The organism is Loktanella sp. PT4BL (assembly GCF_003201935.1).
Classification (GTDB): Bacteria; Pseudomonadota; Alphaproteobacteria; order Rhodobacterales; family Rhodobacteraceae; genus Yoonia.
On sequence record NZ_QJJL01000003.1, the window covers coordinates 166,363 to 192,912 of the forward strand.

24 protein-coding genes are annotated in these 26,550 nt (G+C 60.0%); 11 read left to right on the top strand and 13 right to left on the bottom strand.

The annotated features are described in order from the left end of the window. Positions 1 to 131: 131 nt before the first annotated feature. From C7964_RS10555 to C7964_RS10570, 4 genes are read left to right on the top strand one after another with little or no spacing between them, the layout of a single operon-like run. The gene (locus tag C7964_RS10555) at positions 132 to 806 is read left to right on the top strand and encodes a cell division ATP-binding protein FtsE (protein ID WP_110279640.1); all 675 of its coding nucleotides are present in this window, start codon (positions 132 to 134) and stop codon (positions 804 to 806) included. After that, the gene (locus C7964_RS10560) at positions 803 to 1,696 is read left to right on the top strand and encodes a cell division protein FtsX (RefSeq protein WP_110279641.1); all 894 of its coding nucleotides are present in this window, start codon (positions 803 to 805) and stop codon (positions 1,694 to 1,696) included. Before C7964_RS10555 ends, C7964_RS10560 begins: the two co-directional genes overlap by 4 nt. Next, entirely contained in the window at positions 1,693 to 2,421 is a 729-nt protein-coding gene (locus C7964_RS10565; RefSeq protein WP_110279642.1) for a lysophospholipid acyltransferase family protein, read from the top strand. Before C7964_RS10560 ends, C7964_RS10565 begins: the two co-directional genes overlap by 4 nt. Continuing rightward, positions 2,414 to 3,022, top strand: a complete 609-nt coding sequence (locus C7964_RS10570; RefSeq protein WP_110279643.1) for a pyridoxamine 5'-phosphate oxidase family protein — start codon at positions 2,414 to 2,416, stop codon at positions 3,020 to 3,022. The genes C7964_RS10565 and C7964_RS10570 overlap by 8 nt, the downstream gene beginning before the upstream one ends. Here C7964_RS10570 and C7964_RS10575 read toward each other — a convergent pair whose 3' ends face one another. The 6 genes from C7964_RS10575 to smpB form a co-directional block, all read right to left on the bottom strand. Beyond that, on the bottom strand, positions 3,023 to 3,694 hold the full coding sequence (locus C7964_RS10575) for a M50 family metallopeptidase (RefSeq protein ID WP_110279644.1): 672 nt from the start codon (positions 3,692 to 3,694) through the stop codon (positions 3,023 to 3,025). It abuts the gene before it with no gap. Further along, a complete protein-coding gene (locus C7964_RS10580) occupies positions 3,695 to 4,657 on the bottom strand; it encodes an acetyl-CoA carboxylase carboxyltransferase subunit alpha (RefSeq protein WP_110279645.1) in 963 nt (320 codons plus the stop codon). A gap of 101 nt (positions 4,658 to 4,758) precedes the next feature. Continuing rightward, positions 4,759 to 5,715, bottom strand: a complete 957-nt coding sequence (locus tag C7964_RS10585; RefSeq protein ID WP_110279646.1) for an L-malyl-CoA/beta-methylmalyl-CoA lyase — start codon at positions 5,713 to 5,715, stop codon at positions 4,759 to 4,761. A gap of 127 nt (positions 5,716 to 5,842) precedes the next feature. Beyond that, entirely contained in the window at positions 5,843 to 7,027 is a 1,185-nt protein-coding gene (locus C7964_RS10590) for an amino acid aminotransferase (RefSeq protein ID WP_110279647.1), read from the bottom strand. Then, entirely contained in the window at positions 7,027 to 7,893 is an 867-nt protein-coding gene (sseA, locus tag C7964_RS10595) for a 3-mercaptopyruvate sulfurtransferase (protein WP_181417156.1), read from the bottom strand. The genes C7964_RS10590 and sseA overlap by 1 nt, the downstream gene beginning before the upstream one ends. 147 nt (positions 7,894 to 8,040) lie before the next feature. Beyond that, positions 8,041 to 8,514: an SsrA-binding protein SmpB gene (gene smpB, locus C7964_RS10600; protein WP_110279648.1), complete on the bottom strand. Its 474-nt coding sequence runs from the start codon at positions 8,512 to 8,514 to the stop codon at positions 8,041 to 8,043. Positions 8,515 to 8,588: 74 nt separating this feature from the next. On the opposite strand from smpB, the gene C7964_RS10605 reads away from it, so the two are divergent. Genes C7964_RS10605 through C7964_RS10615 form a run of 3 tightly spaced genes read left to right on the top strand, consistent with a single transcriptional unit; the run spans position 8,589 to position 11,485 of the window. Beyond that, on the top strand, positions 8,589 to 9,032 hold the full coding sequence (locus C7964_RS10605) for an ion channel (RefSeq protein WP_076659471.1): 444 nt from the start codon (positions 8,589 to 8,591) through the stop codon (positions 9,030 to 9,032). Further along, complete coding sequence (locus C7964_RS10610) at positions 9,029 to 10,222, top strand: winged helix-turn-helix domain-containing protein (RefSeq protein WP_110279649.1); 1,194 nt, start codon at positions 9,029 to 9,031, stop codon at positions 10,220 to 10,222. Before C7964_RS10605 ends, C7964_RS10610 begins: the two co-directional genes overlap by 4 nt. A 60-nt stretch (positions 10,223 to 10,282) precedes the next feature. Continuing rightward, a complete protein-coding gene (locus C7964_RS10615; RefSeq protein WP_110279650.1) occupies positions 10,283 to 11,485 on the top strand; it encodes a hypothetical protein in 1,203 nt (400 codons plus the stop codon). Positions 11,486 to 11,502: 17 nt separating this feature from the next. Here C7964_RS10615 and dapA read toward each other — a convergent pair whose 3' ends face one another. After that, complete coding sequence (dapA, locus tag C7964_RS10620; protein WP_110279651.1) at positions 11,503 to 12,372, bottom strand: 4-hydroxy-tetrahydrodipicolinate synthase; 870 nt, start codon at positions 12,370 to 12,372, stop codon at positions 11,503 to 11,505. Between the two features lie 187 nt (positions 12,373 to 12,559). Between dapA and C7964_RS10625 the strand changes: the two genes are divergently transcribed. Next, on the top strand, positions 12,560 to 14,575 hold the full coding sequence (locus C7964_RS10625) for a lytic transglycosylase domain-containing protein (protein ID WP_286163897.1): 2,016 nt from the start codon (positions 12,560 to 12,562) through the stop codon (positions 14,573 to 14,575). On the opposite strand, the gene C7964_RS10630 is transcribed toward C7964_RS10625, so the two are convergent. Continuing rightward, positions 14,572 to 15,435 carry a DMT family transporter gene (locus C7964_RS10630; protein WP_110279652.1) on the bottom strand — a complete coding sequence of 288 codons (864 nt, stop codon included), beginning with the start codon at positions 15,433 to 15,435 and terminating at the stop codon, positions 14,572 to 14,574. The two genes, C7964_RS10625 and C7964_RS10630, sit on opposite strands and share 4 nt — an antisense overlap. Next, positions 15,425 to 16,105, bottom strand: a complete 681-nt coding sequence (gene mnmC2 / locus C7964_RS10635; protein WP_110279653.1) for a tRNA (5-methylaminomethyl-2-thiouridine)(34)-methyltransferase MnmC2 — start codon at positions 16,103 to 16,105, stop codon at positions 15,425 to 15,427. The genes C7964_RS10630 and mnmC2 overlap by 11 nt, the downstream gene beginning before the upstream one ends. A 48-nt stretch (positions 16,106 to 16,153) precedes the next feature. Between mnmC2 and C7964_RS10640 the strand changes: the two genes are divergently transcribed. Then, the gene (locus C7964_RS10640) at positions 16,154 to 17,158 is read left to right on the top strand and encodes an NAD(P)/FAD-dependent oxidoreductase (protein ID WP_110279654.1); all 1,005 of its coding nucleotides are present in this window, start codon (positions 16,154 to 16,156) and stop codon (positions 17,156 to 17,158) included. Here C7964_RS10640 and C7964_RS10645 read toward each other — a convergent pair. Further along, positions 17,155 to 17,823 (bottom strand): cupin domain-containing protein, encoded by a 669-nt coding sequence (locus C7964_RS10645; RefSeq protein ID WP_110279655.1) that lies wholly within the window; start codon positions 17,821 to 17,823, stop codon positions 17,155 to 17,157. The genes C7964_RS10640 and C7964_RS10645 overlap by 4 nt on opposite strands. 9 nt (positions 17,824 to 17,832) lie before the next feature. After that, positions 17,833 to 18,591 carry a LamB/YcsF family protein gene (locus tag C7964_RS10650; RefSeq protein WP_110279656.1) on the bottom strand — a complete coding sequence of 253 codons (759 nt, stop codon included), beginning with the start codon at positions 18,589 to 18,591 and terminating at the stop codon, positions 17,833 to 17,835. 264 nt (positions 18,592 to 18,855) lie between these two features. Between C7964_RS10650 and C7964_RS10655 the strand changes: the two genes are divergently transcribed. Further along, positions 18,856 to 20,001: an efflux RND transporter periplasmic adaptor subunit gene (locus C7964_RS10655; RefSeq protein WP_110279657.1), complete on the top strand. Its 1,146-nt coding sequence runs from the start codon at positions 18,856 to 18,858 to the stop codon at positions 19,999 to 20,001. After that, positions 19,998 to 23,120, top strand: a complete 3,123-nt coding sequence (locus C7964_RS10660; protein ID WP_110279658.1) for an efflux RND transporter permease subunit — start codon at positions 19,998 to 20,000, stop codon at positions 23,118 to 23,120. Before C7964_RS10655 ends, C7964_RS10660 begins: the two co-directional genes overlap by 4 nt. Here the strand turns inward: C7964_RS10660 and C7964_RS10665 are convergent, their stop codons facing one another. Both C7964_RS10665 and katG read right to left on the bottom strand, forming a co-directional pair. Next, on the bottom strand, positions 23,121 to 24,167 hold the full coding sequence (locus C7964_RS10665) for a flavin monoamine oxidase family protein (protein WP_110279659.1): 1,047 nt from the start codon (positions 24,165 to 24,167) through the stop codon (positions 23,121 to 23,123). Positions 24,168 to 24,242: 75 nt separating this feature from the next. Beyond that, on the bottom strand, positions 24,243 to 26,456 hold the full coding sequence (gene katG / locus C7964_RS10670; RefSeq protein WP_110279660.1) for a catalase/peroxidase HPI: 2,214 nt from the start codon (positions 26,454 to 26,456) through the stop codon (positions 24,243 to 24,245). Positions 26,457 to 26,550: the final 94 nt, after the last annotated feature.

The window sequence follows — 26,550 nt, forward strand, 5'->3', positions numbered from 1 at the left end:
ATTGTTGTCACCGTCGGTAATTTAGCAACCACTGCGCCAAACGCAAAGGTTTTGCGCATGCAGGTGTGCGCAGTCATTGAAACCTGTTGCAGATTTGGGCAGAAGAGCGGTGTGGTGCCAGAGGAAGAACCGTGATCGAATTAGAGAACGTCTCATACGGATATGGTGGTCAGACGCTTTTTTCCCATATATCCCTGACACTTGCGCCTGGTTCATTCCATTTTTTGACAGGACCGTCTGGTGCGGGAAAGACCACCTTGCTGCGTCTTTGCTACGCGGATTTGCGAGCGAACAAAGGCAAAGTCCGCATTTTCGGCCAAGATGCCGGTGCCCTGAACCGCGATGAGGTGGCAATGTCCCGCCGGCGCATCGGCGTTGTGCATCAGGACTGCCAGTTTCTGGATCATCTGAGCATTGCCGAGAATATCGCACTACCGCTGACTGTCTCCGGACGCGCCCATGAGGCCGCACAGAACCTGCCGGAGCTATTGAATTGGGTGGGGTTGGGGCCGCAGGCCAACCAGCGGCCACCCGAGCTCTCGGGCGGAGAACGCCAGCGTGCGGCACTTGCGCGGGCGGTGATTGTGTCGCCCGATGTGATTATCGCGGATGAGCCGACAGGCAACGTCGATTGGGAGATGTCGCAGCGCTTGCTGAGCCTGCTGATCGAGCTGAACAAGATGGGAAAGACAATCCTGATTGCGACCCATGATCTGGCGATGATCCGCGCGACCAAGTCCGATGTCAGCGCACGGGTGCTGCGTCTGAAGGATGGCCAGCTTGTTCAGGCGGGCGCCGAGCTATGAAGGCCCTGCTGGAATTGATGTTGGGCGATCCGCAGGCCGACCGCGCGGTGCCGCAAACCGGCATGACTGTGCGGTTGACCGTTTTTGTGGCCGCAGTGATGGCCTTTCTTGCGGTGATCACGCTTGCTGTATCGTTGACCACCAATCGCGTGGCAAGCCTCTGGGCCGCTGATCTGGCCCAGTCGGCAACGTTGCGTTTGCCCGCTGACCCCGCCACAGCAGATGCGCTTTTGCTGTCGGCGCTTGATGTGCTGGAAACAACGCCGGGTGTTACCCGTGTGCGGGCCCTGTCGCAAGATGAGCAACAGGCCCTGCTGGAACCTTGGTTCGGGCCGGATCTGCCGCTTGATGCGCTGCCTGTGCCACAGTTGATCGAGATCGTGACTGATGGTGACGACTTTGATGTTGAAGGTTTGCGCGCGCGCTTGTCCGCACAGGTGCCTGGCGCGATCCTTGATGACCATACCGCCTGGCGTGCGCCGCTGCTGGATGCGGCAGCGCGTGTGCGGCTGATCGGTTGGTCGGTGATCGTGCTGATCGGGGCGACTGTCGCGGCGATGATTACGCTGGCTGCGCAAGCCGCACTGGCAGCCAATGCGCGGATCATCGCGGTTTTGCGGTTGGTGGGTGCCAAGGATGCCTATATCGCCCGCGCCTTTGTCCGCCGGTTCACGCTACGGGCCGCCGGGGGCGCGCTGGTGGGAACGCTGATCGGGTTGGGCGTTGTGTCCCTGATGCCGCAAGGGGATGCAACCAGCAGCCTTTTGTTGGGTGTCGGCTTTGAAGGTGGTGAATGGGTTTGGCCCTTGCTGATCCCGGTTATGGCCGCAATCGTTGCCTTCTTCGCGACCCGTGCAGCGGCGTTCCGCAGATTGAGGGAGCAAACATGAGCAATGCCGTCCAATGGGTCCGCTCGCTGATCTTCAATATCCAGATGTATGTTGCCATGCTGGTGATTGGGATCATCTATACGCCTGCCGCCATCATGTCAGCGGACGGGGCCGTTGCCGCCTGTCATGCCTATTGTCGCTATATTCGCTGGAGCGCGGGCTGGATGATCGGCCTGAAATGCGAGATCAGGGGTGAGCCGCCGAGCGATGAGGTCATGGTTGCCCCCAAGCACCAGTCTTTTCTGGATGTATTGATGATTTATGGCGCGATGCCGCGTGGCAAATTTATCTTCAAGGCCATCCTGAAATATGCGCCGATCATCGGCCAATTCGGTCTGCGGATCGGGTGTATTCCTGTTGACCGCGGCAAACGTGGTGTGGCGATCAAGCAGATGGTCGCCGACGTGCAGGCCGGTCGCGCGCGCGCCGGTCAGTTGATTATCTATCCCCAAGGGACGCGTATCGCCCCGGGGGTGAAAGCACCATATAAAATCGGAACCGGTGCGCTCTACCGTGAACTGGGCCAACCAGTGGTGCCAGTCGCGACCAACGTCGGCGTGTTCTGGCCCAAGCGTGGGGTCATGCGCAAACAGGGGACGGCGGTCTTTGAATTCCTGCCGCGCATTGAGCCGGGGTTGGAGGTGGCGGAATTCATGCGCCGCCTTGAGGACGAGATCGAGACAGCCTCGGACCGGCTGAATAAAGAAGCCGGATTTGATGGCTGATCATGTCGTTGCGGATGTGGCCGCACTTGAGGCGCTCTATGGCACACCCGGCAAGGCCTCACTGATCAAGGTCGCCCCAAAGCTGACCCCGCTTTATCGCAAGTGGATCATGGCATCGCGTTTGTGCATTGTTTCAACTGTCGGGCCGGAGGGCACGGACGGCAGCCCCCGTGGCGATGATGGCCCGGTCGTGCAGGAGTTGGACGCAAGGACGCTACTGTTGCCCGACTGGCGCGGCAACAACCGGATAGATACGCTCCGCAATATCGTGGCGGACGGGCGGATCAGTCTGTTGTTCATGGTTCCCGGTTCAAACAATGTGATCCGCGTGAATGGCACCGCGATCGTGTCGGTTGATCCGGCGTTGATCGGCCGGTTTGCTGGAAAGGGTCGCCAGCCGCGCAGTGTGATCGTGATCACTGTGGCCGAGGTCTATAGCCAATGCGCCCGCGCTTTGATGCGTGCGCGTCTGTGGATGGCGGATGATGAGAGTGCGGGTTTACCAAGCGTCGGCGATCTTCTGGCCGAGCAGGAAGCCGGTTTTGACGGTGCGGATTATGATGCCGGCTGGTCCGCACGTGCCGCGGATACCATGTGGTAGTCAGCGCAATCTAAGATTGCTGTTGCGGCCCAAGCCTCTGCGCAGGCACCAGGCGATCACCGCAAGACTGACGATCAACCAAAGGCCGCCCCACATCATCGTGGTGCCGCCGAATTCCTCTGCCAGCATCCGCGCATCAGAGCGCAGGCTTGCGCGGGCAATCGTATCGCTGAAAATGTCATAGGGCACGTAGATCATGCTGGTCAGACCGATGATACGTAGCGCCAGATCATTGGCGTTGTGGCCCATAAACCGCGCCATCAGCAGCATGACAGCCCCCATACCGACACAGAACGCCAGCGCGAACACGTCGCGGACATAAAGGCCTGCGATGACCAGCGTGACCACACCGCAAAGCGCCATTACCTTCCGGTCCGCCACTGTGCGCGTTGCTGCCAGCAAAAGGGCGACGCCAATGATCAATGACCCCAGATATCCCGCCGATAACGTGATGAACCGGTTGCCGCCTCTGCTGATTACCAGACCGCCCTGGTCAGGCGACACCGAAAGGCTGACAACATCGCCGCCTGTCAGGAGTGTTGCAATCGCGTGTGATGCCTCGTGAAAAAAGACGATCAGCACTTTCAGAGGGACCACAGCCGGCGTTTGCCACAGCGCAAAGACCGCAGCGGTCAGCGCCAGAAGCTGCCAATGTCCGCGCAGCAAAGCCACTTATGCAGCAAGACCCTTTGCACCCAAGGCGAGGTATTTGTTGCGGCGATCTGCGCGGAGTTTATCGCCCGACAGACCACGCAATTCGTTGAGCATGGAGACAAGCGCCTCGCCTACAGCCGCAATCGCCTCATCACGGTGGCGATGCGCGCCGCCCGAAGGTTCGGGGATGATCCGGTCGCAGACGCCCAACTCGTGCAGGTCTTCGGACGTCAGGCGCAGCGCCTCGGCCGCTTCACGCATTTTTTCGGCATCTTTCCAGAGGATTGACGCACAGCCTTCGGGGCTGATGACCGAGTAGATCGAATGCTGCAACATCGCGACACGGTTGGCCGAGGCAAATGCGACCGCACCGCCAGAGCCGCCTTCGCCAATCACGACGCTGATCAGCGGAACTTTCAGTTCCAGACATTTCTCGGTTGAGCGTGCAATCGCCTCGGACTGGCCGCGCTCTTCGGCCCCTTTGCCGGGATAGGCGCCGGGGGTATCAACCAGTGTAATGACAGGCAGGCCGAAACGGTCTGCCAAGGACATCAGACGGATCGCCTTGCGGTATCCTTCGGGGCGGGCCATGCCGAAATTGCGTTCAATACGTGATTTGGTGTCGTTGCCTTTTTCATGGCCGATCACCATGACAGGAATGCCGTTGAGACGCGCCAGACCGCCCATCACGGACAGGTCGTCGGCAAAATTGCGGTCACCGGCCAGCGGGGTGTATTCGGTGAAAAGCGCCTCGATATAGTCTTTGCAATGCGGCCGTTCGGGGTGACGCGCGACCTGACATTTCCGCCATGGTGTCAGGTCCGCGTACAGGGATTTCAGCAGGTCACTGGCTTTTTTATCAAGCGCAGAGGCCTCTTTCTGAATGTCCATCTCGGGATTTTCGCGGGCCATCGCGCGCAGCTCTTCGGCTTTGCCTTCAATCTCTGCGAGGGGTTTTTCAAAATCGAGGTATTGCGTCATGAAATCCAAGCCTTTTGCATGCGGTCATAGTTATATGGCGCATGGGTGGACCGAGTGCAACGGCAGTGGTGCGGGGGCGGCGACCTTGGTGTGTTGTCGTGCTAGCCCGCGATCATCTCGGACTGGCGCACGATCACCTCGGCCTGTTTGATCGACGCGATATCGACCAAGCGGCCTTTATAGACGGTCGCGCCTTCACCGCGTGCTTTGGCGTCTTCCATCGCGGCAAGGATCTCGCGGGCCTCGGCTACGGCTTCGTCCGACGGCGTAAACACCTCATTGGCCAATGCGATCTGTTTGGGGTGGATCGCCCATTTGCCGACCATGCCAAGCGTTGCCGACCGCCGCGCCTGCGCGCGGTAGCCTTCGTCATCGCTGAAATCCCCGAATGGTCCATCGACGGGCAACACACCATGTGTGCGGCATGCCGCAACAATGGCCGTCTGCGCCCAGTGCCACGGGTCGGAATAATGCCGCGTGTCGCCATGCAGCATGTAGTAGTTTTCCTGCGTCCCGCCGATGCCGGTTGTCTGCATGCCCATGGAGGCCGCAAAGTCCGCTGCACCAAGGCTCATTGCCGCCATGCGCGGGGAACTGGCGGCAATCTCTTCGACATGGGCGATGCCTGCGGCAGATTCGATGATCACCTCAAAGCTGATCCGCTTGGCGCGCCCCTTTGCTGCCTCGATTGCGCTGACCAGCGCATCGACAGCGTAAACATCAGCAGCACAGCCGACCTTCGGGATCATGATCTGGTCAAGCCGGTCGCCCGCCTGTTCCAGCACATCGACGACGTCTTTGTACCAGTAAGGCGTATCAAGGCCATTGATCCGCACGGAGAGGTATTTTGTGTTCCAGTCGACCTCGTTGATGGCCTTGATCACATTGGCCCGCGCTGCGTCCTTGTCCGAGGGCGACACGCTGTCCTCAAGGTCAAGGTTGATCACATCCGCCGCACTTGCCGCCATCTTTTCGAAAAGCTTGGTGTTCGAGCCGGGGCCAAACAACTGGCAGCGGTTCGGACGTGCGGGGGGTGTGGGTTGCAGACGGAATGACATGGCGGCTCCTTGGCGAATGAATATTACCTAAAGGTTTCTCCGTTCGGTATATTATTGCGCATGGGCTCACAAGGGCAATTTGCAAGCGCAGCAAATGATGCTGCGCTCGCAAAATTCCGAACAGTGTCTAGACGCCAGCCGCCACAATTGCGCGTGCCAGCACAGGCACGGTCTCAGCGTTCAGACCGGCGATATTCATGCGGCTGTCACTGACCATGTAGATGCCGTGATCCGCGCGCAGTTTCTCGACCACTTCGGGTGTCGTGCCAAGACGGCTGAACATGCCGCGGTGGTGCGCGAGGAAATCAAAACGGTCGCTGTTTGTCAGGCGCTTGAGTTCATCGGCCAACTGCTGACGCAGGGCGAGCATCCCGTTGCGGGTCTCTTCCAGTTCAGCTTCCCATTCAGCGCGCAGCGCAGGGTCTTTCAGGATCGTCGTAACCACCCGGGCGCCATGATCGGGCGGAAAGGAATAGTTCTGGCGGTTCAGGAAGGACAGGTTCTGCTGCGTCAGGGCCTGCTGATCGGCGTCTTTGGTGACCGCCATCAAAATGCCTGTCCTTTCGCGGTAGATGCCGAAATTCTTTGAACAACTTGCCGCAATCAGGCAGTTCTCAAAGCTGCTGGCAATCTGGCGCGTGGCCTTTGCATCATCGGCAAGCCCGTCGCCGAAACCCTGATAGGCAATGTCGACGAAAGGCACGGCACCTTTCTTGCGCATCAGGCCGATGACTTGCTCCATCTGGCCATAGGTGAGGTTCGCGCCTGTGGGGTTGTGACAGCAGCCGTGCAAAAGCACGACGTCACCTTCTGCCACCTTCTCAAGGTCCGCGATCATGCCGTCGAAATCGACACCACGCGTGTCATTGTCGAAATAGCGGTACTCGGCCATTTTCATGCCAAGGTATTTGATAATCGACGGGTGGTTCGGCCACGTGGGGTTGGACAGCCAGACCGTGGCCTTGGGCGCGGCAAGGCGGATCAGTTCAAGCGCCTGACGAATAGCACCGGTGCCGCCGGGGGTTGCAATGGCCGCAACGCGTTCGTTCGGTACACTATCGCCCAGCACCAGATCCTTCATCACTGCGCTGAATTCCGGATCGCCGGCGAGCCCCGTATAGGCTTTGGTGATCTGATCCGCGATAATGCGCCGCTCGGCCTCTTTCACGGCACGCATGACAGGGGTGTTGCCTGTCGCGTCCTTGTAGACGCCGACGCCAAGATCGACCTTGTCGGCGCGTGGGTCTGCTTTGTAGGTGGCCATCAGGGCCAGAATTTTGTCAGCGGGTTGGGCGGAAAGGTTTTCCAGCATCAGTTTGCTCCGGTCGCAATTGGAAGGTCGGCGTACATGCCCCATTCGGACCATGACCCGTCGTAAAGCGCATGATCGGTTTTGCCGATCCGTTCAAGCGCAAGTGAAAGGATCGCTGCGGTTACGCCTGACCCACAGGTCGTGATTGCAGGTTTGGCCAGGTCCACGCCAGCGGCTTCGAAAACGGCGCGCAGGGCTGCGGGCGGTTTCATCGTGCCATCTGCGTTAAGTAGGTCCTGATAAAAGACATTCTGCGAGCCCGGAATATGCCCCGAGCGCATCCCTTCGCGCGGTTCGGGCTGTGTGCCCTGAAACCGTCCGGGGGGGCGGGCGTCGATGATGCTGTGATCACCAAGCTTGGCAGCCCGCGCAACCTCGGTCACATCGCGGACGCGGAACCCTTCGTACTTCACGGTCATATGCCGGTCGCGGATCGTGGGCGCGGCTGTTGTGGTCCTATGGCCATCCGCAATCCATTTGGGCAAACCGCCGTCCAGAACGGCAATGTTCTTTTGGCCCATCAGGCGGAACAACCACCAGACGCGTGCGGCAGAAAACACGCCCATCCCGTCATAGACAACCACCTGATGGCCATCACCCACGCCCATCGCCCGCATCCGCGACATGAACTTCTCGACAGGCGGGGCCATGTGTGGCAGCTCCGAGCGGGCGTCGCTGATCTCATCAATATCAAAGAAACGCGCGCCAGGGATATGTCCGGCCGCATACTCGGCCTTTGGGTCGCGTCCGGCATCGGGCAGATACCATGAGGCATCAAGAATCCGCAGATCAGGATCCTTGATATGCGCCGCCAGCCATCCGGTGCTGACAAGCGTTTTGGGATCGTCAGTAATGGCCGATGTCATCGCGCACCCCTTATTCACAAGTCATAAAGGGCCTACCGCGCAGCGCCGCGCAAGACAAGCCACCAGATAGGCACCACCCATGTTATTATTGGCCCGAAAATATCCCCGCCGGAGGCATCCTGCCGGTGCAATCCAGCACCTCGGGAATCAACCACCGTGGCGCAACAGCCGCTGCTTCTGACGGCCCCAGTCGCGCTTGGCCTCGGTTTGGCGCTTGTCGTGGTTCTTCTTACCCTTGGCGGTTGCGATCTTGAGTTTCACCAGACCGCGATCGTTGAAATACATCACCAGCGGCACAAGCGTCATGCCTTCGCGCTTGGTCGCGTTCCAAAGGCGGGCCAATTCACGCTTGCTGACCAATAGCTTGCGTTTGCGCCGTTCCTCATGGGTAAACATCGCGCGCTCGTAGGGGGCAATATAGGCGTTGGTCAGCCAAAGTTCGCCATCATCGACGCTGGCATAGCTGTCGGCGATATTGGACTGGCCTGTGCGCAGGGATTTCACCTCGGAACCGGTCAGGATAATCCCGACCTCGAGATCATCCTCGATGGCATAGTCATAGCGCGCACGCCTGTTGTCGGCGATGACTTTGTAGTTTTTGTTTTCGGGTTTCTTGGCCATAGTTGGGCACAAATAGGCGATAGCGCGCTGTGGCACAAGGTGTGCCGATGGTCTGCCCCCGCAGGAGAGTGAAGATGTTTGTTCAGATCGCCATTGGAAGCACGCTGCTTGTGTTTTCGATCATGACAGCAGCAATCACTTTTTGGGTGCTGGAAAGACGGCTGGGCCGTTTGCGGCCCTGGCTGGTCAGGGCACCCCATGCACCAAAACTGATGCTTGTTCTGTGTGTGACGGCGCTCTGGGTGCTGTTGCAGATGACGATCGCAGTCTGGACTTGGGCCTTTACGTTCATGGCCTTGGGCGTTTTTGACGCGCTGGAAACCTCGGTCTATTTCGCGCTGGTCGCTTTCACGACTCTGGGGTTCGGTGACATCCTCTTGCCGGTTGAATGGCGCTTGCTCGGCGGTATGGCTGCGTTAAACGGCCTGCTGAACATCGGACTAGTGACTGCGGCGATGGTCGAGACGTTGCGCCAGCTGCGCCTGCAACAAATCGCGATACAGGATCGTGACACATGACGGTTCCGGTGTTGCGCAATCCCGCCGCCCGCCATCTTTTTCTGGCGCGGCACGGCTTGCAGGGCCGGCCTTCGGGTGCGGGGAAAGGGGCCGATCTCAAGGGGGTGATCAACCACCTTGGCTTTGTGCAGCTCGATAGCGTCAACACATTCGCCCGTGCCCATGACCTCATCCTGTGGTCGCGCCGTCAGCAATACCGTCCCCGCGCGCTGCAACATCTGCTGCACCGAGACAGGCAGATGTTCGAGCATTGGACCCATGATGCCGCCATCATTCCGATTGAAAGCTTTGCCCATTGGCGTCTGCGCTTTGCCCGTGATGAGGCGCGTCTGGCCAGCCGATGGCAAGACCAGCGCCGCGATGATTTTCACAGCAAGATCGACGCGGTCCTGCGCCGGATATCCGATCACGGGGCCTGCACCTCGGGTCAGGTGGGCGAGGGCGAAAGCCGTGGTTCAGGCGGCTGGTGGGACTGGCATCCCTCCAAGACGGCACTTGAATATCTGTGGCGCTCGGGCCAGATTTCCGTGCTGCGCCGCGACGGGTTCACCAAGGTCTATGATCTGACCGAACGGGTGATTCCGGCCGAACACCTCAACTGCCGCCATCATCCGGACGAGACCATCGACTGGTGCTGTTCCGGCGCACTCGACCGGCTCGGTTTTGCCACCAGTGGCGAATTGGCCGCGTTCTGGGATCACGTGAGCCCCGGCGAGGCAAAGGTTTGGTGTGCGACCGCTTTGGCCGAGGGCCGCGTGATCGAGATTGATGTGGAAAGCGTGGATGGCAAATTGCGCCGGTCCTTTGCGTGGCCCGATGTGATGGAAAGCCTGCCGTCAGCACCGGTCCCGCGGGTGCGTGTTCTGTCACCCTTCGATCCGGCACTGCGAGACCGCAAAAGGGCAGAGCGGCTTTTCGGGTTTTTCTACCGGATCGAGATCTTCGTACCCGCCCCGCAGCGCAAGTATGGCTACTACGTCTTTCCGGTAATCGAGGGCGACCGCATCATTGGCCGCATTGATATGAAACGGGAAGGCAGTGTTCTGGCCGTCCGGGCGTTCTGGCCCGAGCCGGGCGTCCGTATGGGCGCGGGGCGCATTGCGGCGCTGCGCAAAGAGCTGGACCGTGCTGCGGTCTTTGGGGGCTGTGACGATACTGCCTTTGCAGAGGATTGGATGCGGACAAATTAGATTATTGAACAACGTTCACAAATAGTGTATCCCGATTGCGAAGCATAGTCAGGAGACGTCATGTATTACGTTGCCCAAACAGACCAACTGGTCGCCGACGGTGTCATCAACCCCGCGCAGGCAGATGAGATCAAATCGCGGGCGCGGTCCGCGATGATCGCGCTTTGCGTTAACAGCCTGCTGATCGCGGGTATTCTGGCGGCGACGCTGGGATTGGTGTTTCTCTTGGCAAGTGCTGCGAGCGTGGCTGTCTGCGGCGGTCTCTTTCTGGGCGCCGGTTTGTTGATCCTGCGTAAAGGTGCGGCTCTTTACCGGATGTTCGGCAATGCGAGTGCGCTCATCGGGGCGGGTATGTTGATTTCTGGTACCGCCATCGAATTGCTCGACAAGATACCGGACCGTGCGGGCATCCTGCTTGCACTCATCGGGGCCGTGCTGGCGGGGCTGTTCTTCTGGCGCTTCAGGGCAGGGTTGGTCCAGTTGCGCTTTGCCTATGGCGCCGTGCTGGTGATGGCCGCCGCATTGCATTTGGTCGGTGTCTACGGTGCAGCAGATCAATTTGATCTTGCAGGCTGGCCGATGCCGCTGATCCATTTTTACGTCTTTGCGGCCATCGCGGCGCTGGGCCTGACACTGGACATACGTTTTATCACCGCGCTGGCGATCATTCCTTTTGGACAAATGTTGGACACCGGAACCTACTATTTCACGGCAGCCTACGTGTTTTATTCGCCGGAAACGACGCTCAGCATTTTGCAAATGGGCCTGCTGATCGGGACCTGTTTATGGGCCATCAGTCGCGGCGATGCAAAGATGGGGCGGCAAGCGGGGGTCTTGATGATCATGGCGTTCATCGTGGCCAACCTGTGTTTTCTGGTCGGCAGCATCTGGGGCGATGTTGTGGGTGAAAGCCTTTGGGGGCCGGTTTACAGTGACTTTGCTGGCGATTGGCAGGCCTATGACGCTGCACGCGATGCCTACCTTGCGCAGGCGTTCGAGATCAGTGAAAGCGTTTATGCGATCGTCTGGGCACTGTTGCTTGGCACACTCATTATCTGGGCTGCAATGTCCAACCGTCGGGGGATGTTCAACGCAGCCATGACCTTTGCAGGCATCCACGCCTATACGCAGATGTTTGAAAGCTTCTATGACGAACCATTGGCCTATGTGATCGGCGGGCTGGCCGCGATCCCCTTGGCCTTTGGCCTGTGGCGGTTGAACAATGCGTGGTTCAAGCCGCTGTCACCTGCCAGCACGCAGTAGGGTGGGTAAAACCCACCTTACAGCAACCCCGCATGTTCCATCGCCGCACGCATTTTCGCCTTGGTCGCATCCGTCAACCCAACCAGCGGCAAACGCACCTCGTCACTGCACATGCCCAGTAAGGACATCCCGTATTTTGCACCCGCCACACCCGGTTCGGTGAAAATGGCTTCGTGCAGAGGCATGAGTCTGTCCAACTGTGTCAGCGCCTTGGCATAATCGCCCGCGAGCGTGCTTTCCTGAAACGCTGCACAGAGCGCAGGTGCCACGTTCGCTGTCACCGAAATGCACCCGACTCCGCCATGGGCGTTGAACCCGAGCGCTGTCGCGTCCTCACCCGAAAGCTGCACGAAATCCGGTCCACAGGTCATCCGTTGCTTGGGCACACGCGAAAGATCACCGGTTGCGTCTTTGACGCCGATGATCATTTCATGCTTTGCCAGCGCACCCATCGTTGCGGGAGTCATATCGACCACGGAGCGCCCGGGAATATTGTAGATCACGATCGGCAAACCGCAGTCGGCGGCGGCCTCGAAATGTGCGATCAGACCGGCTTGGGTGGGCTTGTTGTAATAAGGCGTCACAACAAGCGCCGCATCTGCGCCCGCCTTTTTCGCGGCTTGCACCAGACGGACCGTCTCAATCGTGTTGTTTGACCCTGCGCCGGCGATCACGGGGATACGTCCGGCGGCCTCGGCAATCACTATCTCCACGACCATATCATGTTCTGCATGGGTCAGCGTCGGGCTCTCGCCTGTGGTCCCCACCGGAACCAAGCCATGGCTGCCCTGATCAACATGCCAGTTCACAAGTTTTTTCAGCGTATCCACGTCGACTTTGCCGTTTGTAAACGGCGTGACGAGGGCGGGGAGTGATCCCTTGAACATGGCACGCTTCCTTCTTGCTGGCAGCCAACATTGACTGCGGTAAAATCGCGCGGACACTAGGCGCAGAAGGACAATCCTACAAGCCCTTCGTTTCGGCGCATAGCCCGTGGGGATTTGCGCCCATTGCCGCGTTTGTGAGTTGTTATTGCTGCATCACAGGCTACTTTCCCATCAAAAGGGGTACGCAGTGAACTTCCACAAATTCATCATTCTAGGCCTTGTTTGCACGGTTATCTCCGGTCCCGTGCAGGCGCAGTCGATTGATGCCCGAAGCATTGCGGCGATTGATACCGCGCAAAGCGATTGGGACGTGGCTGCGCAGATCGCGCAAGGCGTTGGACCCGTCACGCAGGACACACTGATGTGGCTGCGCCTGCGGACAGGGGATGCACCCTTTGCCATCTACCGGGATTTCTTGAACCGCCGCGCAGACTGGCCGGGGCTGGATCGTTTGCGCGCCGAAGCAGAGCTGATGATCGACGAGAGCATTGCGCCTGCACAGGTCATTGCCTGGTTCGCAGGAGAGGTGCCGCAAACCGGCGAAGGTGCGGTGCGTCTGGCGCAGGCCCATCTGGCGCTGGGGCAGACCGAGGCTGCGCGCGATGTCCTGCGCGATACGTGGATTACACAGCGTCTGACCGAAGACGGGCAGGCCGTCATGCTTGCCGCGTTTGCCGAAGAACTCAGCCCCTTCCATGCGGCCCGTGTCGATGCCCTTTTGTGGCGGTCGCGTGCCGAGGATGCCACGCGCATGTTGCCACTTTTGCCTGCAGATCAAGCCGCACTTGCAGCGGCGCGCATCGGCTATATTACGCGCGCCGACGATCTGGCTGCGCGTGTGGCCGCCGTTCCCGCAGCTTTGCGGCAGGATCCGGGCCTTGCTTACGACCGCTATTCCTGGCTTGCCGGTCGCGGTGAACGGACCGATGCCGTCCAGATGCTGTTGGAACGTTCCACCAGTGCCGCCGCCCTGGGCGAGCCGTTTCGCTGGTCGGGCTGGCGCCGTGTGCTGGCGCGCTGGGAAATGCGCGAAGGACGTGCCGAACAGGCCTATCAGCTCGCTTCGCGCCATTACCTGACCGAGGGCGAATCCTACGCCGATCTGGAGTGGCTGGCAGGGTATCTGTCGCTCACCTATCTGGGCGATCCGGCGCGGGCGTTGACACATTTCCAGAACGGCTTGCGTGCCTCAAGCAGCCCGATTTCGCTGGGGCGGATGCATTACTGGATCGGGCGCACCCATGTCGTGAAAGGCAATGTGGATCTGGCAGCCGACGCCTATAGCGCGGGTGCTGCCCATCAGACGAGCTTTTATGGTTTGTTGGCGTCTGAAAAGGTGGGGCGTGCGCTCGATCCGTCCCTTGCCGGAGCGCAAGTCGACTGGCGCAATGCGCCTGTCTTTGATGATGACATCGTCCAGGCGGCGTTGATCCTGCTTGCGGGCGGTGAACGTGGCGCGGCTTTCACCTTTTTTGCCGAGCTTGGCAGGACGCTCAGCGCGTCCGAAATCGCGACTTTGGGCGCTTATCTGACCGAGATTGACGAGCCTTTCTACACGCTGCTGCTGGGCAAAGCCGCCGTCGAGCGGGGCATTCTGATCCCGTCGGTCTATTACCCCATACATGACATGGCTGCGCTGGACCTTCCGGCAGAGCCTGCCTTGGCCTTGTCAATCGCGCGGCGCGAGAGCGAGTTCAACGAAACCATCGGCAGTCCCGTCGGCGCTTTGGGTCTGATGCAGGTCATGCCTGCCACGGCAGAAGAGGTGTCGGGCAACCTCGGGATACCCTATTCGCGCGGGCGGCTCACGAATGACTGGCAGTATAATGCGACCTTAGGGACGCATTACCTAGCCTATCTGGAAGAAGAGTTCGGGCCCAGCCCTGTCATGATTGCGGCAGGTTATAATGCCGGCCCCAGCCGTCCGCGCCAGTGGATTGACGAACGCGGCGATCCGCGTCTGCTTGAGATGGATGTCGTCGACTGGATCGAGCACATTCCTTTTCGGGAAACCCGCAACTATGTGATGCGCGTGACCGAAAGCATCCCGGTCTATCAGGCCCGTCTGACGGGTCAGACCGGCCCCGTGCGTTTCACCGAACTGCTCATCGGGAAAAAGCCGCTCCTGCGCCCGCGCGCGCGGCCAGAACCTGTTGCCAGCGACGCGGCCTCTGATACCGTCCGCCCTGTTGCGCGACCCTAAGCGACCTTTTTCGCCCGCCAGAGCGTGAAGAGCCCTGCAGCGACGACTATCGCCGCACCGATCGCCACGTTGGGCCGCAGGGTTTCGCCCAAAAGGAAGATCCCGATCGCGCTGGCGAAAACCAGTTGCAGATAGGCGAAGGGCTGGACCTCGCTGGCCTCGGCGACCTCGTAGGTTTTGATCAAGAGCCAATGACCGCCCGCGCCCGTAACACAAAGCGCTGCCATCCAGCGCCAGTCTGCAGCACTCATGGGTTCCCAGAACCAGACCCCTGCTACGGTCATGACCACGGCACCGGCGGTGCCGGTCCAGAAGAAAGACGTGGCCGTTGTGTCTTTGCGGGCCGCAAAGCGGGTCAGCAGACCGTAGAGCGCAAACATGAAAGCCGCCGCCAACGGGATCACGGCGGCAGGGGCGAAAACTGCATAGCCGGGTTGGAGGATAACGAGGACACCGACGAAACCGATGCCAATGGCGGTCCAGCGGCGCCAGCCCACCTGTTCCCCCAGTACCGGACCTGAAAGGGCTGCGATCAGCAGGGGATAACAGGCAAAGACAGCGTGGCTTTCGACAAGGCCGAGCAGAACAAAGCCGCTGACCATCACGCAGATTTCAAGCGCCAGCAACGTGCCGCGTGTGATTTGCAGGATCGGTTGCTTCGTTGCAGCGGCCGCACGGATGGACCCTGATTGCCTGGTTGCGATGCTGATCACGAAGGCCGCAAAGAACCAGTAACGGATCATTACGATCATCATGACGTTGTATTCCCCTGCCAGATGCCGTGAAATTCCGTCCTGCACGGCAAAGACAAAGGTTGTGGCAATCATCAACATGATGCCAAGGCGGGGGTTATTTTGCATCAGGCATCCTTGCGCGGGTCATATGCCGTTTGCGCCCGAAACCCGCAACGCGGGTGACCTCAAAGCCCGCGCCGGACAAGGCCTGCCGCACAGCGCCCGCCGCAGAATAGGTCGCCGCCGTGCCGCCTCTTTTGGTGTGGGTGCCGACGGCTGCCAGCAACGTGGGTTCCCAGAGTTCGGGGTTCTTGGCAGGTGAAAATCCGTCAAGAAACCATGCATTCGCCTGTTTGTCCCATGCAGGAAGCGTTTCGCGTGCGTCGCCGGTGATAACCTCGAGCATCGGGCCGTTGGGCAGTTGAATTGCACCGCTCTGCGGTTTCCATGCCGCTAGGAGCGCCTTTGCATAAGGCGCCAGTTCCGCGAAATGTCCGAGCGCCGCTGCCATATCGTCCGCAGCCATGGGAAAGGCCTCGAACGACGTAAAAGACAGCGTGCCGGGTTGTCCGGCCTTGTCCCATGCCGCCCACGTCACCAGCAGGTTCAGGCCGGTGCCAAACCCCAATTCGGCAATCTGAAAGTTTCCACCGAAACGCGCGGGCAGGTCGTTGCCAGCCAGAAAGACATGCTGGGTCTCCGCCACGCCATTGTCGAGGGAATAATAGGGGTCATCGAAGGCCTGCGCGATGGGCACGCCATCCCGCCATTCTATCCGTGCTCTCTGGTCTGTCATCGGCCCTTGCCTTACCACTGCACACATCTTTGAGCGGAAGGACAACGAATGGCAACGGCTGATATCACGGTTATGGGAGCGGGTGTTTTCGGACTGTCCGTCGCCTATGCCTGCGCGCGGCGCGGCGCGGTCGTGCGCGTGATTGATCCGCATGGCGTGGCGGCGGGTGCAAGTGGCGGATTGGTCGGGGCCCTGGCGCCGCATGTGCCGGAAAACTGGAATGCCAAAAAGGCGTTTCAGTTCGAAAGCCTGATCATGGCCAAAGGCTTTTGGGGTGATGTTGCGGCGCTGACAGGCCAGGACGTTGGCTATGCGCGGTCGGGTCGTCTGCAACCTTTGGCGGACGCGCGTGCGGTCGATCTGGCACAGGAGCGTGCGGAAAGTGCAGCGACGCTCTGGCAGGGCAAGGCGCGCTGGGATGTGATCCCAGTCACAGATGCGCCGTGGATGCCGCCATCACCAAGCGGCATGGTGGTGCATGATACGTTATCAGCGCTGATCCATCCGCGCCGTGCGACCCGCGCTTTAGCTGATGCTGTGGTGGCGCTGGGCGGCGAGGTTCTGGCCGACGGGCGCGTTGAGGGCAAGGTGGTCTGGGCCACCGGCTGGCATGGCATGCAAGAGATTGGCGGTAACGGTGTGAAAGGGCAGGCGGCGCTGCTGGATTTCAACGCGGCAGGCCAGCCGCAGCTTTTTGCCGATGCCCTGCACATCATCCCGCATGGCGATGGGACCGTGGCGATCGGCTCCACGTCCGAGCGGGAATTCGATGATCCCTACAGCACGGATAATGCGCTTGAGGATGTGCTGGCGCGCGCCCATGCGGCCTTTCCGGTGCTAGAGAGTGCACCGGTGCTGGTACGCTGGGCGGGCGTGCGTCCGCGCAGCAAAAGCCGCGCGCCCGTTTTGGGCGTGCATCCTGAGCGGACTGGAGAATTCATCGCCAACGGCGGTTTCAAGATCGGCTTCGGCATGGCCCCCAAGGTGGGCGCCGTGATGGCCGATCTGATACTGGACGGGAATGACCAGATCCCCGACGGTTTTCGTGCCTAGACAGCGGGCGCTTTGGCGAAGGGCAGATGGCCTGTCTTGATCCAGAATTCCGCACCGTCTTTGCCGCCAGTGACCTGCATCGCCTCCCCGTCAGGGATGCGTAGCCATGCCCCTTTGGTGAGGGTGTCCGAGCCTTCGGTCGCGTTGCCGTCGATCATCAGAAGTTCGGCACCACCTTCGGGCGTTTCTGCAAAGACCGCTTCCGGGGCCAGTGTGATGAAACGGACGGTTTCCTGCGAGTCCTCGTGAAGGACCTGCGCACTTACGCCGCCGCCCAGATCGGCCAGTTCCGCCTCCATTTCCTTGCGGAACTGGGTGCGGTCATCGAGGTCGAATTGCCAAAGCTTGACGAAGATCGTGCAGCCTTCCTCTGCCCCTGGTGTGTGCGATGTCGTCGGTGGGTTGCGCACGTAGGTCCCTGCGGGATAATCGCCGTGTTCGTCCTGAAATACGCCGTCCAGCACGATGAACTCTTCGCCGCCGGTGTGGGTATGGGCGGAAAACTTGCTCTGCGGTGCATAGCGCACAATCGAGGTCGCGCGCGCGACCTCATCCCCGATCCGGTCAAGCATGCGGCGGTCAACGCCCGGCATGGGGGATGCTTTCCAAGGGATATCCTGGGTGTGCAGCAAGACGCGCTTGGTGAAATCAGCGTTGAGTTCCATGGGGGTTCCTTACAATGGGGTTATGGTGATGCCGGCGTCGGTCAGGTGCTGGCGGATGCCGCGTGCCATCTCGACGGCGCCCGGCGTGTCACCGTGCAGGCAGATCGTGTCGATCTGGCAGGGGATGTGTTTGCCGCTCTCGGCGATGATCGCACCTGCCTCAAGCATTTTGAGGATACGCGGTGCGGCAGAGGCGGCGTCATGCAGGACAGCACCGGGCAGGCTGCGGTCGACCAATGTCGCGTCGTCGTTATAGGCGCGGTCGGCGAAAATTTCACCGGCCCAGTTGCAGCCCAGATCGCGCACGACGTCCTCCATCGCGGTGGCGGCCAGCACCATGATGACGATATCGGGGTCCACATCGAGGGCAGCGGTGTAGCAGGCCTTGGCCAATGCAGGATCAACAGAGGCCATATTGGACAGCGCCCCGTGCAGTTTCAGATGGCGCACTTTACCACCGGCGCGCCGCGCCATGGCTTGGGCCGCACCCAGTTGATAGGCCACCGCATTTGCAATCTCGCCATGCGGCAGCGGCAGTTTGCGTCGCCCGAAGCCTTTGAGGTCGGCAAAGCCCGGATGGGCGCCGATGCCAACACCATTGGCCACCGCGAGGCGCATGGTCCTGTCCATCACGTCTGGATCGCCTGCATGAAACCCGCAGGCGATATTGGCCGATGACACGATATCCAGCAGGGCTGCATCATCGCCCATGCGCCAATCGCCAAAGCCTTCGCCCATGTCGGAATTGAGATCGACGGTGCGTGTCATGTATTTGCCTTTCAAAACCGTGCCCCGCCAAACATAGCCCCTACCTGCCGATAGTCGACGTGAAACTGCGCGCGATTCTGCGCATTTGTGGTCCCTATCGTGCACTTGACGAAGCCCAAACCGCCCGTGTTATAGGCGCTAACACTATCGTGACGATCAGGCTTGGTCAGCTATCCCTAGTAACTGTGGCAAGAGAGGCCTATTTAGGCCCAATATCGCGTCAAGCGCCGCTGCGCGTGCGAAAATACATTTAAGGACTGCCCTATGGCACACGACATGCAACCGGATTTGGCCGGAAAACTGACATTTGACGGGGATAAAGGCGCTGGGCGGTCCAAGTGGGTTGCCGTTTTTCTGGCCCTGCTTTTGATCGGCTGGATGGGGAGTGGCTATGTTCTGCCCTCACAAGGCCCCGAGAACGAGACTGCAACAGCCCCCGCTAAACGTGCGATTACTGTGGCGGTGATGGACTCTCAGGCGCAGGATGTGCAGTTGGTTCTCTCGGCCGAGGGCCAATCGGAACCTGATCGTGCGACAGCTGTTCAGGCCGAAACCGAAGGACAAGTGATCTCGGTCTCTGCCGCGCGTGGTGATCTGGTCGGTGCGGGTCAGGAAATCGGCAGGCTGGATGCCGCGACCATCGAAGCACAGCTTTTGCAGGCACAGACCCAGCAAGCGCAGGCAACACGCGATTTGAACAACGCGCTGGCCTTGCAAGAGCGCGGCGTGGCCACTGAAGACCGCGTCAGCAGTGCCCGCGCTGCCAAGGCGGCAGCGGATGCGGCTGTTGCTGCCGCCGAAGAGCAGCTGGCGAATACTATCATTCGTGCCCCTTTTGCGGGCCGTTTGAACGATCTGACCCTCGATGAGGGCGAGTTCGTCAGCAATGGCAGTTTCGTGGCAGAGGTGATCGACAATGACCCGTTAACGGTGGTCATTCAGGTGCCACAGCAGGCGTTGTCGCGCATTCAGACCGGTCAAACAGCAACTGTGGATTTCATCACGGGTGAACAGCGTTCCGGTGTTGTGAGCTTCATCGGCGCCAACGCCGACCAGCAGACCAGGACTTTCCGCGTCGAGGTGACCGTTGATAACCCCGATAGCGTGATGCCCGCCGGTCTGAGTGCGCGGATCGCGCTGCCTACGGGTGAGGCGCGTGGACACTTCATTTCGCCAGCCATCCTGTCATTGGGCACCAACGGTGAGTTGGGCATAAAGATTGTCGAAGATGACAACACCGTGTCCTTCAGGCCTGTCGCGATCGCGCGCGCCCAGACGGACGGCGTATGGGTGACAGGCTTGCCCGAAAATGCCCGGATCATCACTGTGGGGCAGGGCTTTGTGAATGCGGGTGATCTGGTTGATCCGCGCCCGATTGCTGCGGACCAGACTGCGGAAATTGCGCAATGAACACGTTGATTGATGCGGCCTTCAAGCGCAGCAAGGTTGTCCTGCTGATCCTCGCGTTATTGCTGGCTGTCGGTTCTTTGTCGTACACCGCGATCCCGAAAGAGAGTAATCCCGAAATCCCGATCCCGATCATCTTTGTGTCGGCCTCGGTGGACGGCATCTCGCCGGAAGACGCCGAAGATGTGCTTGTCGGGCCTCTGGAAACCGAGTTCGCCTCGCTGACGGGGCTCAAATCCATGACCGCGACGGCCAGTGAGGGGCGCGGCGCAGTCCAGCTTGATTTTGAGCCGGGCTTTGATGCAGCTGAGGCACTTGATCAGGTGCGTGAAGGTGCTGATACCGTCGAAAGCGAACTGCCCTCGGATGCCACCGTGATTGTGACCGAGATCAACACCGCGCTGTTCCCGATCCTGACGGTCATCCTGTCCGGTCCAGTGCCGGAACGCACGCTGAATGCACTGGCTGAAGATCTGCAAGACGACATCGAAGCGCTCAGCGGTGTGCTTGAGGTGGATTTCGGTGGGAAGCGGACCGAACTGATGGAAGTGCTGATCGACCCGACGGTGTTCGAGACCTATAATATCTCGTTCAATGAACTCATCAGCTCGATCACCAACAACAACCAGTTGATTGCCGCAGGTGCGATTGAAAGCGAGGCAGGACGCCTTGTGCTCAAGGTGCCGGGACTGATTGAAGACATCGAAGATGTTATGGAACTGCCCATCCTTGTGCGCGGCCAGACAGTTGTGACCTTCGCCGATGTGGCGACCGTGCGTCGCACGTTTGAGGACCCAACAGGGTTTGCACGCATTGATGGCCAGCCTGCCCTCGCGCTTGAGATCAAGAAACGGGTGGGCGCCAATATCATCGAAACCGTCGCCGAGGTCCGCAGCGTCGTGGAGACGGCACAGGCCGAATGGCCCGACAGCGTACAGGTGCGCTATACGCTGGATGAAAGCGAAACTGTCAAAACAATGCTTTCTGATCTTGAGGCGAATGTGATCGCAGCGATCATCCTTGTGATGATCGTGGTGGTCTATGCGCTGGGATTGCGATCCTCGTTGCTGGTCGGTCTCGCCATTCCGGGTGCGTTTCTGACGGGCGTTGCGGGGTTATATTTCATCGGCTTCACCATGAATATCGTGGTCCTCTTCTCGCTGATCCTTGTGGTCGGCATGCTGGTGGACGGGGCCATTGTGACGGTTGAACTGGCGGACCGCTATCTGCACGAAGGCCAATCCCCCAAAGAGGCCTACGCCCGTGCCGCCAAGCGTATGGCGTGGCCGATTATCGCCTCGACCGCGACCACGCTTTGTGTGTTCTTCCCGCTGTTGTTCTGGTCGGGTGTTGTCGGCGAATTCATGAAGTTTCTGCCGATCACAGTGATCTTTACCCTTGCGGCATCGCTGGTCATGGCACTGATCTTTATCCCTGTCATGGGGGGGCTGATCGGCAAACGCCAATCGCAAACAGCCAAGGCCAAGGCCCAGCTTTATGCCGCCGAACACGGTGATCCGCGCAAGATGACGGGTTTCATGGGCGGTTATGTGCGCGTTCTGGAATGGTCGATCTTGCGGCCATGGACGACACTCAGCTTTGCGATGATCGCGCTGGTTGCGTCTTTTGTGGCTTACGGCAGCTTTGGCAACGGTCTGACTTTCTTTCCAAGTGTCGAGCCGGATTATGCGCAGGTCGAAGTGCGCGCCAAAGACAATTTCTCGGTTTACGAACAGGATGCTCTGGTGCGTCAGGTCGAGGCGCGCTTGGCCGGCTACGACGAAATCGCCAGCGTCTATTCCCGCTCGGGCGGTACTACGGACGGCGGTGATATGATCGGCACGCTGCAGCTGGAACTGGCCGAATGGGATACGCGGCGGCCCGTTGTGCAGATTGCCGAAGATATCCGCGTCGATATGGCGGAAATACCCGGGATTGATGTGCAGGTTCTGACCGATAGCGGCGGCCCCGGCGGCGGCAAGCCGATCAATCTAGAGATAATCGGCAATGCGCAGGCTGATCAGGAAGCAGCAGTCGAGGCTATTCTTGCACAGATGGAGCGCATGGGCGGCTTTATTGATGTGGTCGATTCGCGCCCAAGCCCCGGTGTGGAATGGCAGATTGCTGTGGACCGCTCAGAGGCCGCGCGCAGTGGTGCCAATGTGGCCGTCTTGGGTCAGGCGGTGCAATTGCTGACACGTGGTATTGTGGTGGCTGATTACCGCCCCGAAGATGGCGACGGCGAGGTTGATATCGTAGTGCGCTTTCCTGCGGGTGATCGCACCCTGGCCGAACTTGAAGCGCTGCGGGTGCCCACGGATGCGGGCCTCGTGCCGATCTCGAATTTCGTGTCGTTCAATCCCGCCCCGCGCAGCGGTGTGATTACACGGATCGATCAGGAGCGGGTGCTGACAATCTCTGCGGATGTCGCAGAGGGTGTCTTGGCCAATGACCAGACCGTGGCACTGCAGGCCGCGATTGAAACTCTTGATCTGCCTGCGGGCGTGCGGGTGGAATTCGGTGGCGAGGCCGAGGATCAGGCGGAATCGATGACCTTCCTGATCGGGGCGTTCTTGTCGGCAATCGGCTTGATGTTCGTGATCCTGCTGACCCAGTTCAACAGCTTCTGGCAGGCAGGGATCGTGATGTCTGCAATTGTGTTCTCGGTTGCGGGTGTGCTGTTGGGTCTGATGATCACTGGCCGTCCCTTTGGCGTTGTCATGGGCGGGATCGGTGTGATCGCGCTGGCGGGGATTGTGGTGAACAACAATATTGTTCTGATCGACACGTTCAACGAGTTGAAAGCCCAAGGGTTCTCTTCGCTTGAGGCTGCTTTGCGGACAGGTGCCCAGCGTCTGCGCCCTGTGGTGCTGACCTCGGCCACGACAGCGCTGGGGCTGATGCCGATGGTCATCGGGTTGAACATCAACTTCTTTACACGCGAAATCGTCTATGGGGCGCCGTCCACACAGTGGTGGACCGAATTGTCCAGCGCCATTGCGGGTGGGTTGGTCTTTGCGACAATCCTGACGCTGTTGTTGACGCCTGCGATGCTGATGTTGGGCGAGCGTCGCGAGAAACGGTTTGAAACGCGCGATCCTGCGCTGGCCCCGGCCGAGTAACTAGCCGATGATCTTCCGTGCTGCCGCTTCGGCGGCGGCCAGCGCCCCTTCGATTAACCCGCCATTGTCGGGGGCCATTTCGGTGACCGCGAAGATCAGCTTATCGTCCCAGATGCAACGCAGCGGCGCGGGCATTGTATAGGGCGGGTGGCCCGGCGGCGGTGTCGCGTCGGCTGCTGTGGCGGTGAAGGGGTCTTGTGACCAATCTATCAGTGTTGCTGCAATCGGTGCGCCCGCCTGTGCGCCAAAGAGGTTTTCCAGCTGCGCAAGCGAGGCCGCTTGCACCGCGTCACCCGCCTGCGCGCGGATGTCGGCGGGCAGGCCCACAAACCCGAAGAGCGCGCCAAGGCTGCCGTCTGCCGGACTTGCGTCATGGATTTCGGCCAAGGGCCCGCGCCTGCTGCTGGCGTCACCTGAGAGGCCGTCTTTGCGCCAGAAGGGTGTGGGATAAACCGCTACGAATTTCGCATGTGCGCCCATCCACGTGGGGATCGCGCGCAGGGCGGCCATCGCGCCATCCTGCAGGGCGGGGGTAAAGCGCAGTTCAGCGGCAAGGCGCGGAGGGATGCAAAGGACGATCCGGTCTGCGGTGATGGTTTCGCCATCTGTGAGCTGTGCTGCGGGGCTGTCGTCAATCGCGGAGACTGCGCAATCCAGCAAGATATGCGCAGGGTTCAGACGCGCAGCCAGTGCATCGGTCAGTACACTGGTCCCGCCCGCGATCCGCAAGCTGCCTGCCATCGACATAAAGCCCATGTCCTGCACCACCTCGCCGCTGGCTTGTTCAAAGAGTTGCGCGCCGTTGGACCATTGCTCAAAGAGTTGCAGATCGAGTTCGCCTGCAAGCGCGGCCACGCGGGTCTGTCCGGGCCAGACCCATGAGGGGCCAAGGTCGAACAATGCCGCTTCGACCCGTAGCGATTTGATGCGCCCACCTAAGCGCCCGCGGGCCTCAACCAGCGTATAGGCGTGGCCTGCGCGTTCCAGCGCATAGGCCAGTGACAGACCCGAAAGCCCGCCGCCGATGATCAATGTGGGGGTGTGCATGTGGCGACCTCTGCCTGTGGTTTCAGTCCGCCATAAAGGGTGGGCGCGGCCGATGAAAGGCCGCGCCCATCAGGATTATTTTACGTCGAAGCGGTCAAGGTCCATGACCTTGGACCATGCCGCAACGAAGTCTTTGGCGAACTTCTCACCGGCGTCGCTTTGGGCGTAAAGCTCGGACAGGGCGCGCAGTTGCGAGTTCGACCCGAAGACCAGATCGACACGTGTGCCGGTCCATTTGACTTCGCCCGTGGCGCGGTCGAGGCCTTCGTAGGTGCCCTCATCACTGCCCTTCTGCCATGTCGTCGCCATGTCGGTGATGTTGACAAAGAAGTCATTGGTCAGCGCATCCGTCTTGTCGGTGAAGACACCGTGCTTGCTGCCGCCTGTGTTGGCGCCCAGCACACGCAGACCACCCACCAGCACCGTCATTTCCGGCGCAGAGAGGGTCAGCAGTTGTGCGCGGTCCACCAGCATGGCTTCGGCAGGCACGGTATAATCGGCCTTCAGGAAGTTGCGGAAACCGTCGGCTTCGGGCTCAAGCGGCTCAAAGCTGGCGGCGTCTGTCTGCTCTTCCGTGGCATCCATGCGGCCCGGTGTGAAGGGCACAGCGATGTCGTGACCGCCATTCTTGGCGGCCTTTTCCACCGCTGCACAGCCACCCAGCACGATCAGATCGGCGAGAGAGACTTTCTTGCCGCCCGATGCCGCGCCGTTGAAGTCGGCCTGAATGCCTTCCAGTGCTGTCAGCACTTTGGACAATTGCGCAGGATCATTTGCCGCCCAGTCCTTTTGCGGGGCAAGACGGATGCGCGCACCATTGGCACCACCGCGCTTGTCCGAACCACGGAAGGTTGAGGCAGAGGCCCAGGCAGTCGCGACCAGTTCGGACAACGACAGACCGGATGCGAGGATCTTCGCCTTCAGGTCCGCGATATCCGCGTCATCCACCAGCGGGTGATTGAGGGCAGGGATCGGGTCTTGCCAGATCAGATCCTCGTCCGGCACTTCGTTACCCAGATACAGCACCTTTGGCCCCATATCGCGGTGGGTCAGTTTGAACCATGCGCGCGCATAGGCGTCGGCGAACTCTTCGGGGTTCTCGTGGAAGTGCTTGGAGATTTTCGCATAGGCGGGATCCATCTTCATCGCCATATCCGCTGTGGACATGATGATCGGCACCTTCTTGGACGGGTCCTCGGGATCGGGGGCCATGTCCTCTTCCTGAAGGTCCTTGGGTGTCCACTGCTTTGCACCGGCGGGGCTTTCTGTCAGCTCCCAGTCGTATTTGAACAGCACGTCAAAGTAGCCCATGTCCCATTGTGTCGGGTTGGGTGTCCATGCGCCTTCAAGGCCGGATGTGATCGCATCACGGCCTTTGCCGGATTTGTAGGTGGACATCCAGCCAAAGCCCATGTTCTCGATCGGTGCGCCTTCCGGCTCGGGGCCGACGTGCTCAACCGGGCCTGCGCCGTGGGTCTTGCCGAAGGTGTGGCCACCTGCGGTCAGGGCGACAGTTTCGTAGTCGTTCATCGCCATCCGTGCGAAGGTTTCGCGGATATCGCGGGCCGAGGCCAGCGGATCAGGGTTGCCATCGGGGCCTTCGGGGTTGACGTAGATCAGACCCATCTGAACAGCCGCCAGCGGGTTTTCCAGATCGCGGTCGTTAGAATAGCGGGCGAGTTCGTGGTCGCTGGTGGCCAGCCATTCGTCTTCGCGGCCCCAGTAAACGTCTTCCTCGGGTTCCCAAGTGTCGGCACGACCGCCGCCAAAGCCGAACATCTTCAGACCCATCGATTCCATTGCGACGTTGCCGCAGAGCACGAAAAGGTCGGCCCAGGAAATCTGGTTGCCATATTTCTGCTTGATCGGCCAAAGCAGGCGGCGGCCCTTATCAAGGTTGCCGTTGTCGGGCCAGCTGTTAAGCGGGGCAAAACGCTGTTGGCCGCCACCAGCACCACCGCGACCGTCGGCGGTGCGATAGGTGCCTGCCGCGTGCCATGCCAGACGGATGAACAGACCACCGTAGTGGCCATAATCGGCAGGCCACCAATCCTGGCTGTCGGTCATCAACGCATGCAGGTCTTTTTTCAGCGCTTGCAGGTCCAGTTTCTTGAATTCTTCGGCATAGTTGAAATCTGCGCCCATCGGATTGGAGGCAGGGGCGTTCTGGTGCAGGATTTTCAGGTTCAACTGATTTGGCCACCAGTCCTTGTTGCCGCGTACACTGTGGGTGCTCTGAATTGCGGTCCCGTGCATCACTGGGCATTTTCCGGCGTTGTTACCGTCCATTGTCTTTTCTCCGATGTTGGTTGCGAAATGCCGCCGAGATAGCAGAGATACGGCGGTCCCAATATGACGAATATCAGTGATTTAGAATTATTTT

Coding starts and splice junctions, on each gene's coding strand:
- C7964_RS10655 (WP_110279657.1), top strand. CDS start 18,856: ATGGCACACGACATGCAACCGGATTTGGCCGGAAAACTGACATTTGAC.
- C7964_RS10570 (WP_110279643.1), top strand. CDS start 2,414: ATGGCTGATCATGTCGTTGCGGATGTGGCCGCACTTGAGGCGCTCTAT.
- katG (WP_110279660.1), bottom strand. CDS start 26,456: ATGGACGGTAACAACGCCGGAAAATGCCCAGTGATGCACGGGACCGCA.
- C7964_RS10650 (WP_110279656.1), bottom strand. CDS start 18,591: ATGACACGCACCGTCGATCTCAATTCCGACATGGGCGAAGGCTTTGGC.
- C7964_RS10560 (WP_110279641.1), top strand. CDS start 803: ATGAAGGCCCTGCTGGAATTGATGTTGGGCGATCCGCAGGCCGACCGC.
- mnmC2 (WP_110279653.1), bottom strand. CDS start 16,105: ATGACAGACCAGAGAGCACGGATAGAATGGCGGGATGGCGTGCCCATC.
- C7964_RS10615 (WP_110279650.1), top strand. CDS start 10,283: ATGTATTACGTTGCCCAAACAGACCAACTGGTCGCCGACGGTGTCATC.
- C7964_RS10630 (WP_110279652.1), bottom strand. CDS start 15,435: ATGCAAAATAACCCCCGCCTTGGCATCATGTTGATGATTGCCACAACC.
- C7964_RS10660 (WP_110279658.1), top strand. CDS start 19,998: ATGAACACGTTGATTGATGCGGCCTTCAAGCGCAGCAAGGTTGTCCTG.
- C7964_RS10640 (WP_110279654.1), top strand. CDS start 16,154: ATGGCAACGGCTGATATCACGGTTATGGGAGCGGGTGTTTTCGGACTG.
- sseA (WP_181417156.1), bottom strand. CDS start 7,893: ATGACATCGGCCATTACTGACGATCCCAAAACGCTTGTCAGCACCGGA.
- C7964_RS10645 (WP_110279655.1), bottom strand. CDS start 17,823: ATGGAACTCAACGCTGATTTCACCAAGCGCGTCTTGCTGCACACCCAG.
- C7964_RS10565 (WP_110279642.1), top strand. CDS start 1,693: ATGAGCAATGCCGTCCAATGGGTCCGCTCGCTGATCTTCAATATCCAG.
- dapA (WP_110279651.1), bottom strand. CDS start 12,372: ATGTTCAAGGGATCACTCCCCGCCCTCGTCACGCCGTTTACAAACGGC.
- C7964_RS10605 (WP_076659471.1), top strand. CDS start 8,589: ATGTTTGTTCAGATCGCCATTGGAAGCACGCTGCTTGTGTTTTCGATC.
- smpB (WP_110279648.1), bottom strand. CDS start 8,514: ATGGCCAAGAAACCCGAAAACAAAAACTACAAAGTCATCGCCGACAAC.
- C7964_RS10610 (WP_110279649.1), top strand. CDS start 9,029: ATGACGGTTCCGGTGTTGCGCAATCCCGCCGCCCGCCATCTTTTTCTG.
- C7964_RS10665 (WP_110279659.1), bottom strand. CDS start 24,167: ATGCACACCCCCACATTGATCATCGGCGGCGGGCTTTCGGGTCTGTCA.
- C7964_RS10580 (WP_110279645.1), bottom strand. CDS start 4,657: ATGACGCAATACCTCGATTTTGAAAAACCCCTCGCAGAGATTGAAGGC.
- C7964_RS10585 (WP_110279646.1), bottom strand. CDS start 5,715: ATGTCATTCCGTCTGCAACCCACACCCCCCGCACGTCCGAACCGCTGC.
- C7964_RS10590 (WP_110279647.1), bottom strand. CDS start 7,027: ATGCTGGAAAACCTTTCCGCCCAACCCGCTGACAAAATTCTGGCCCTG.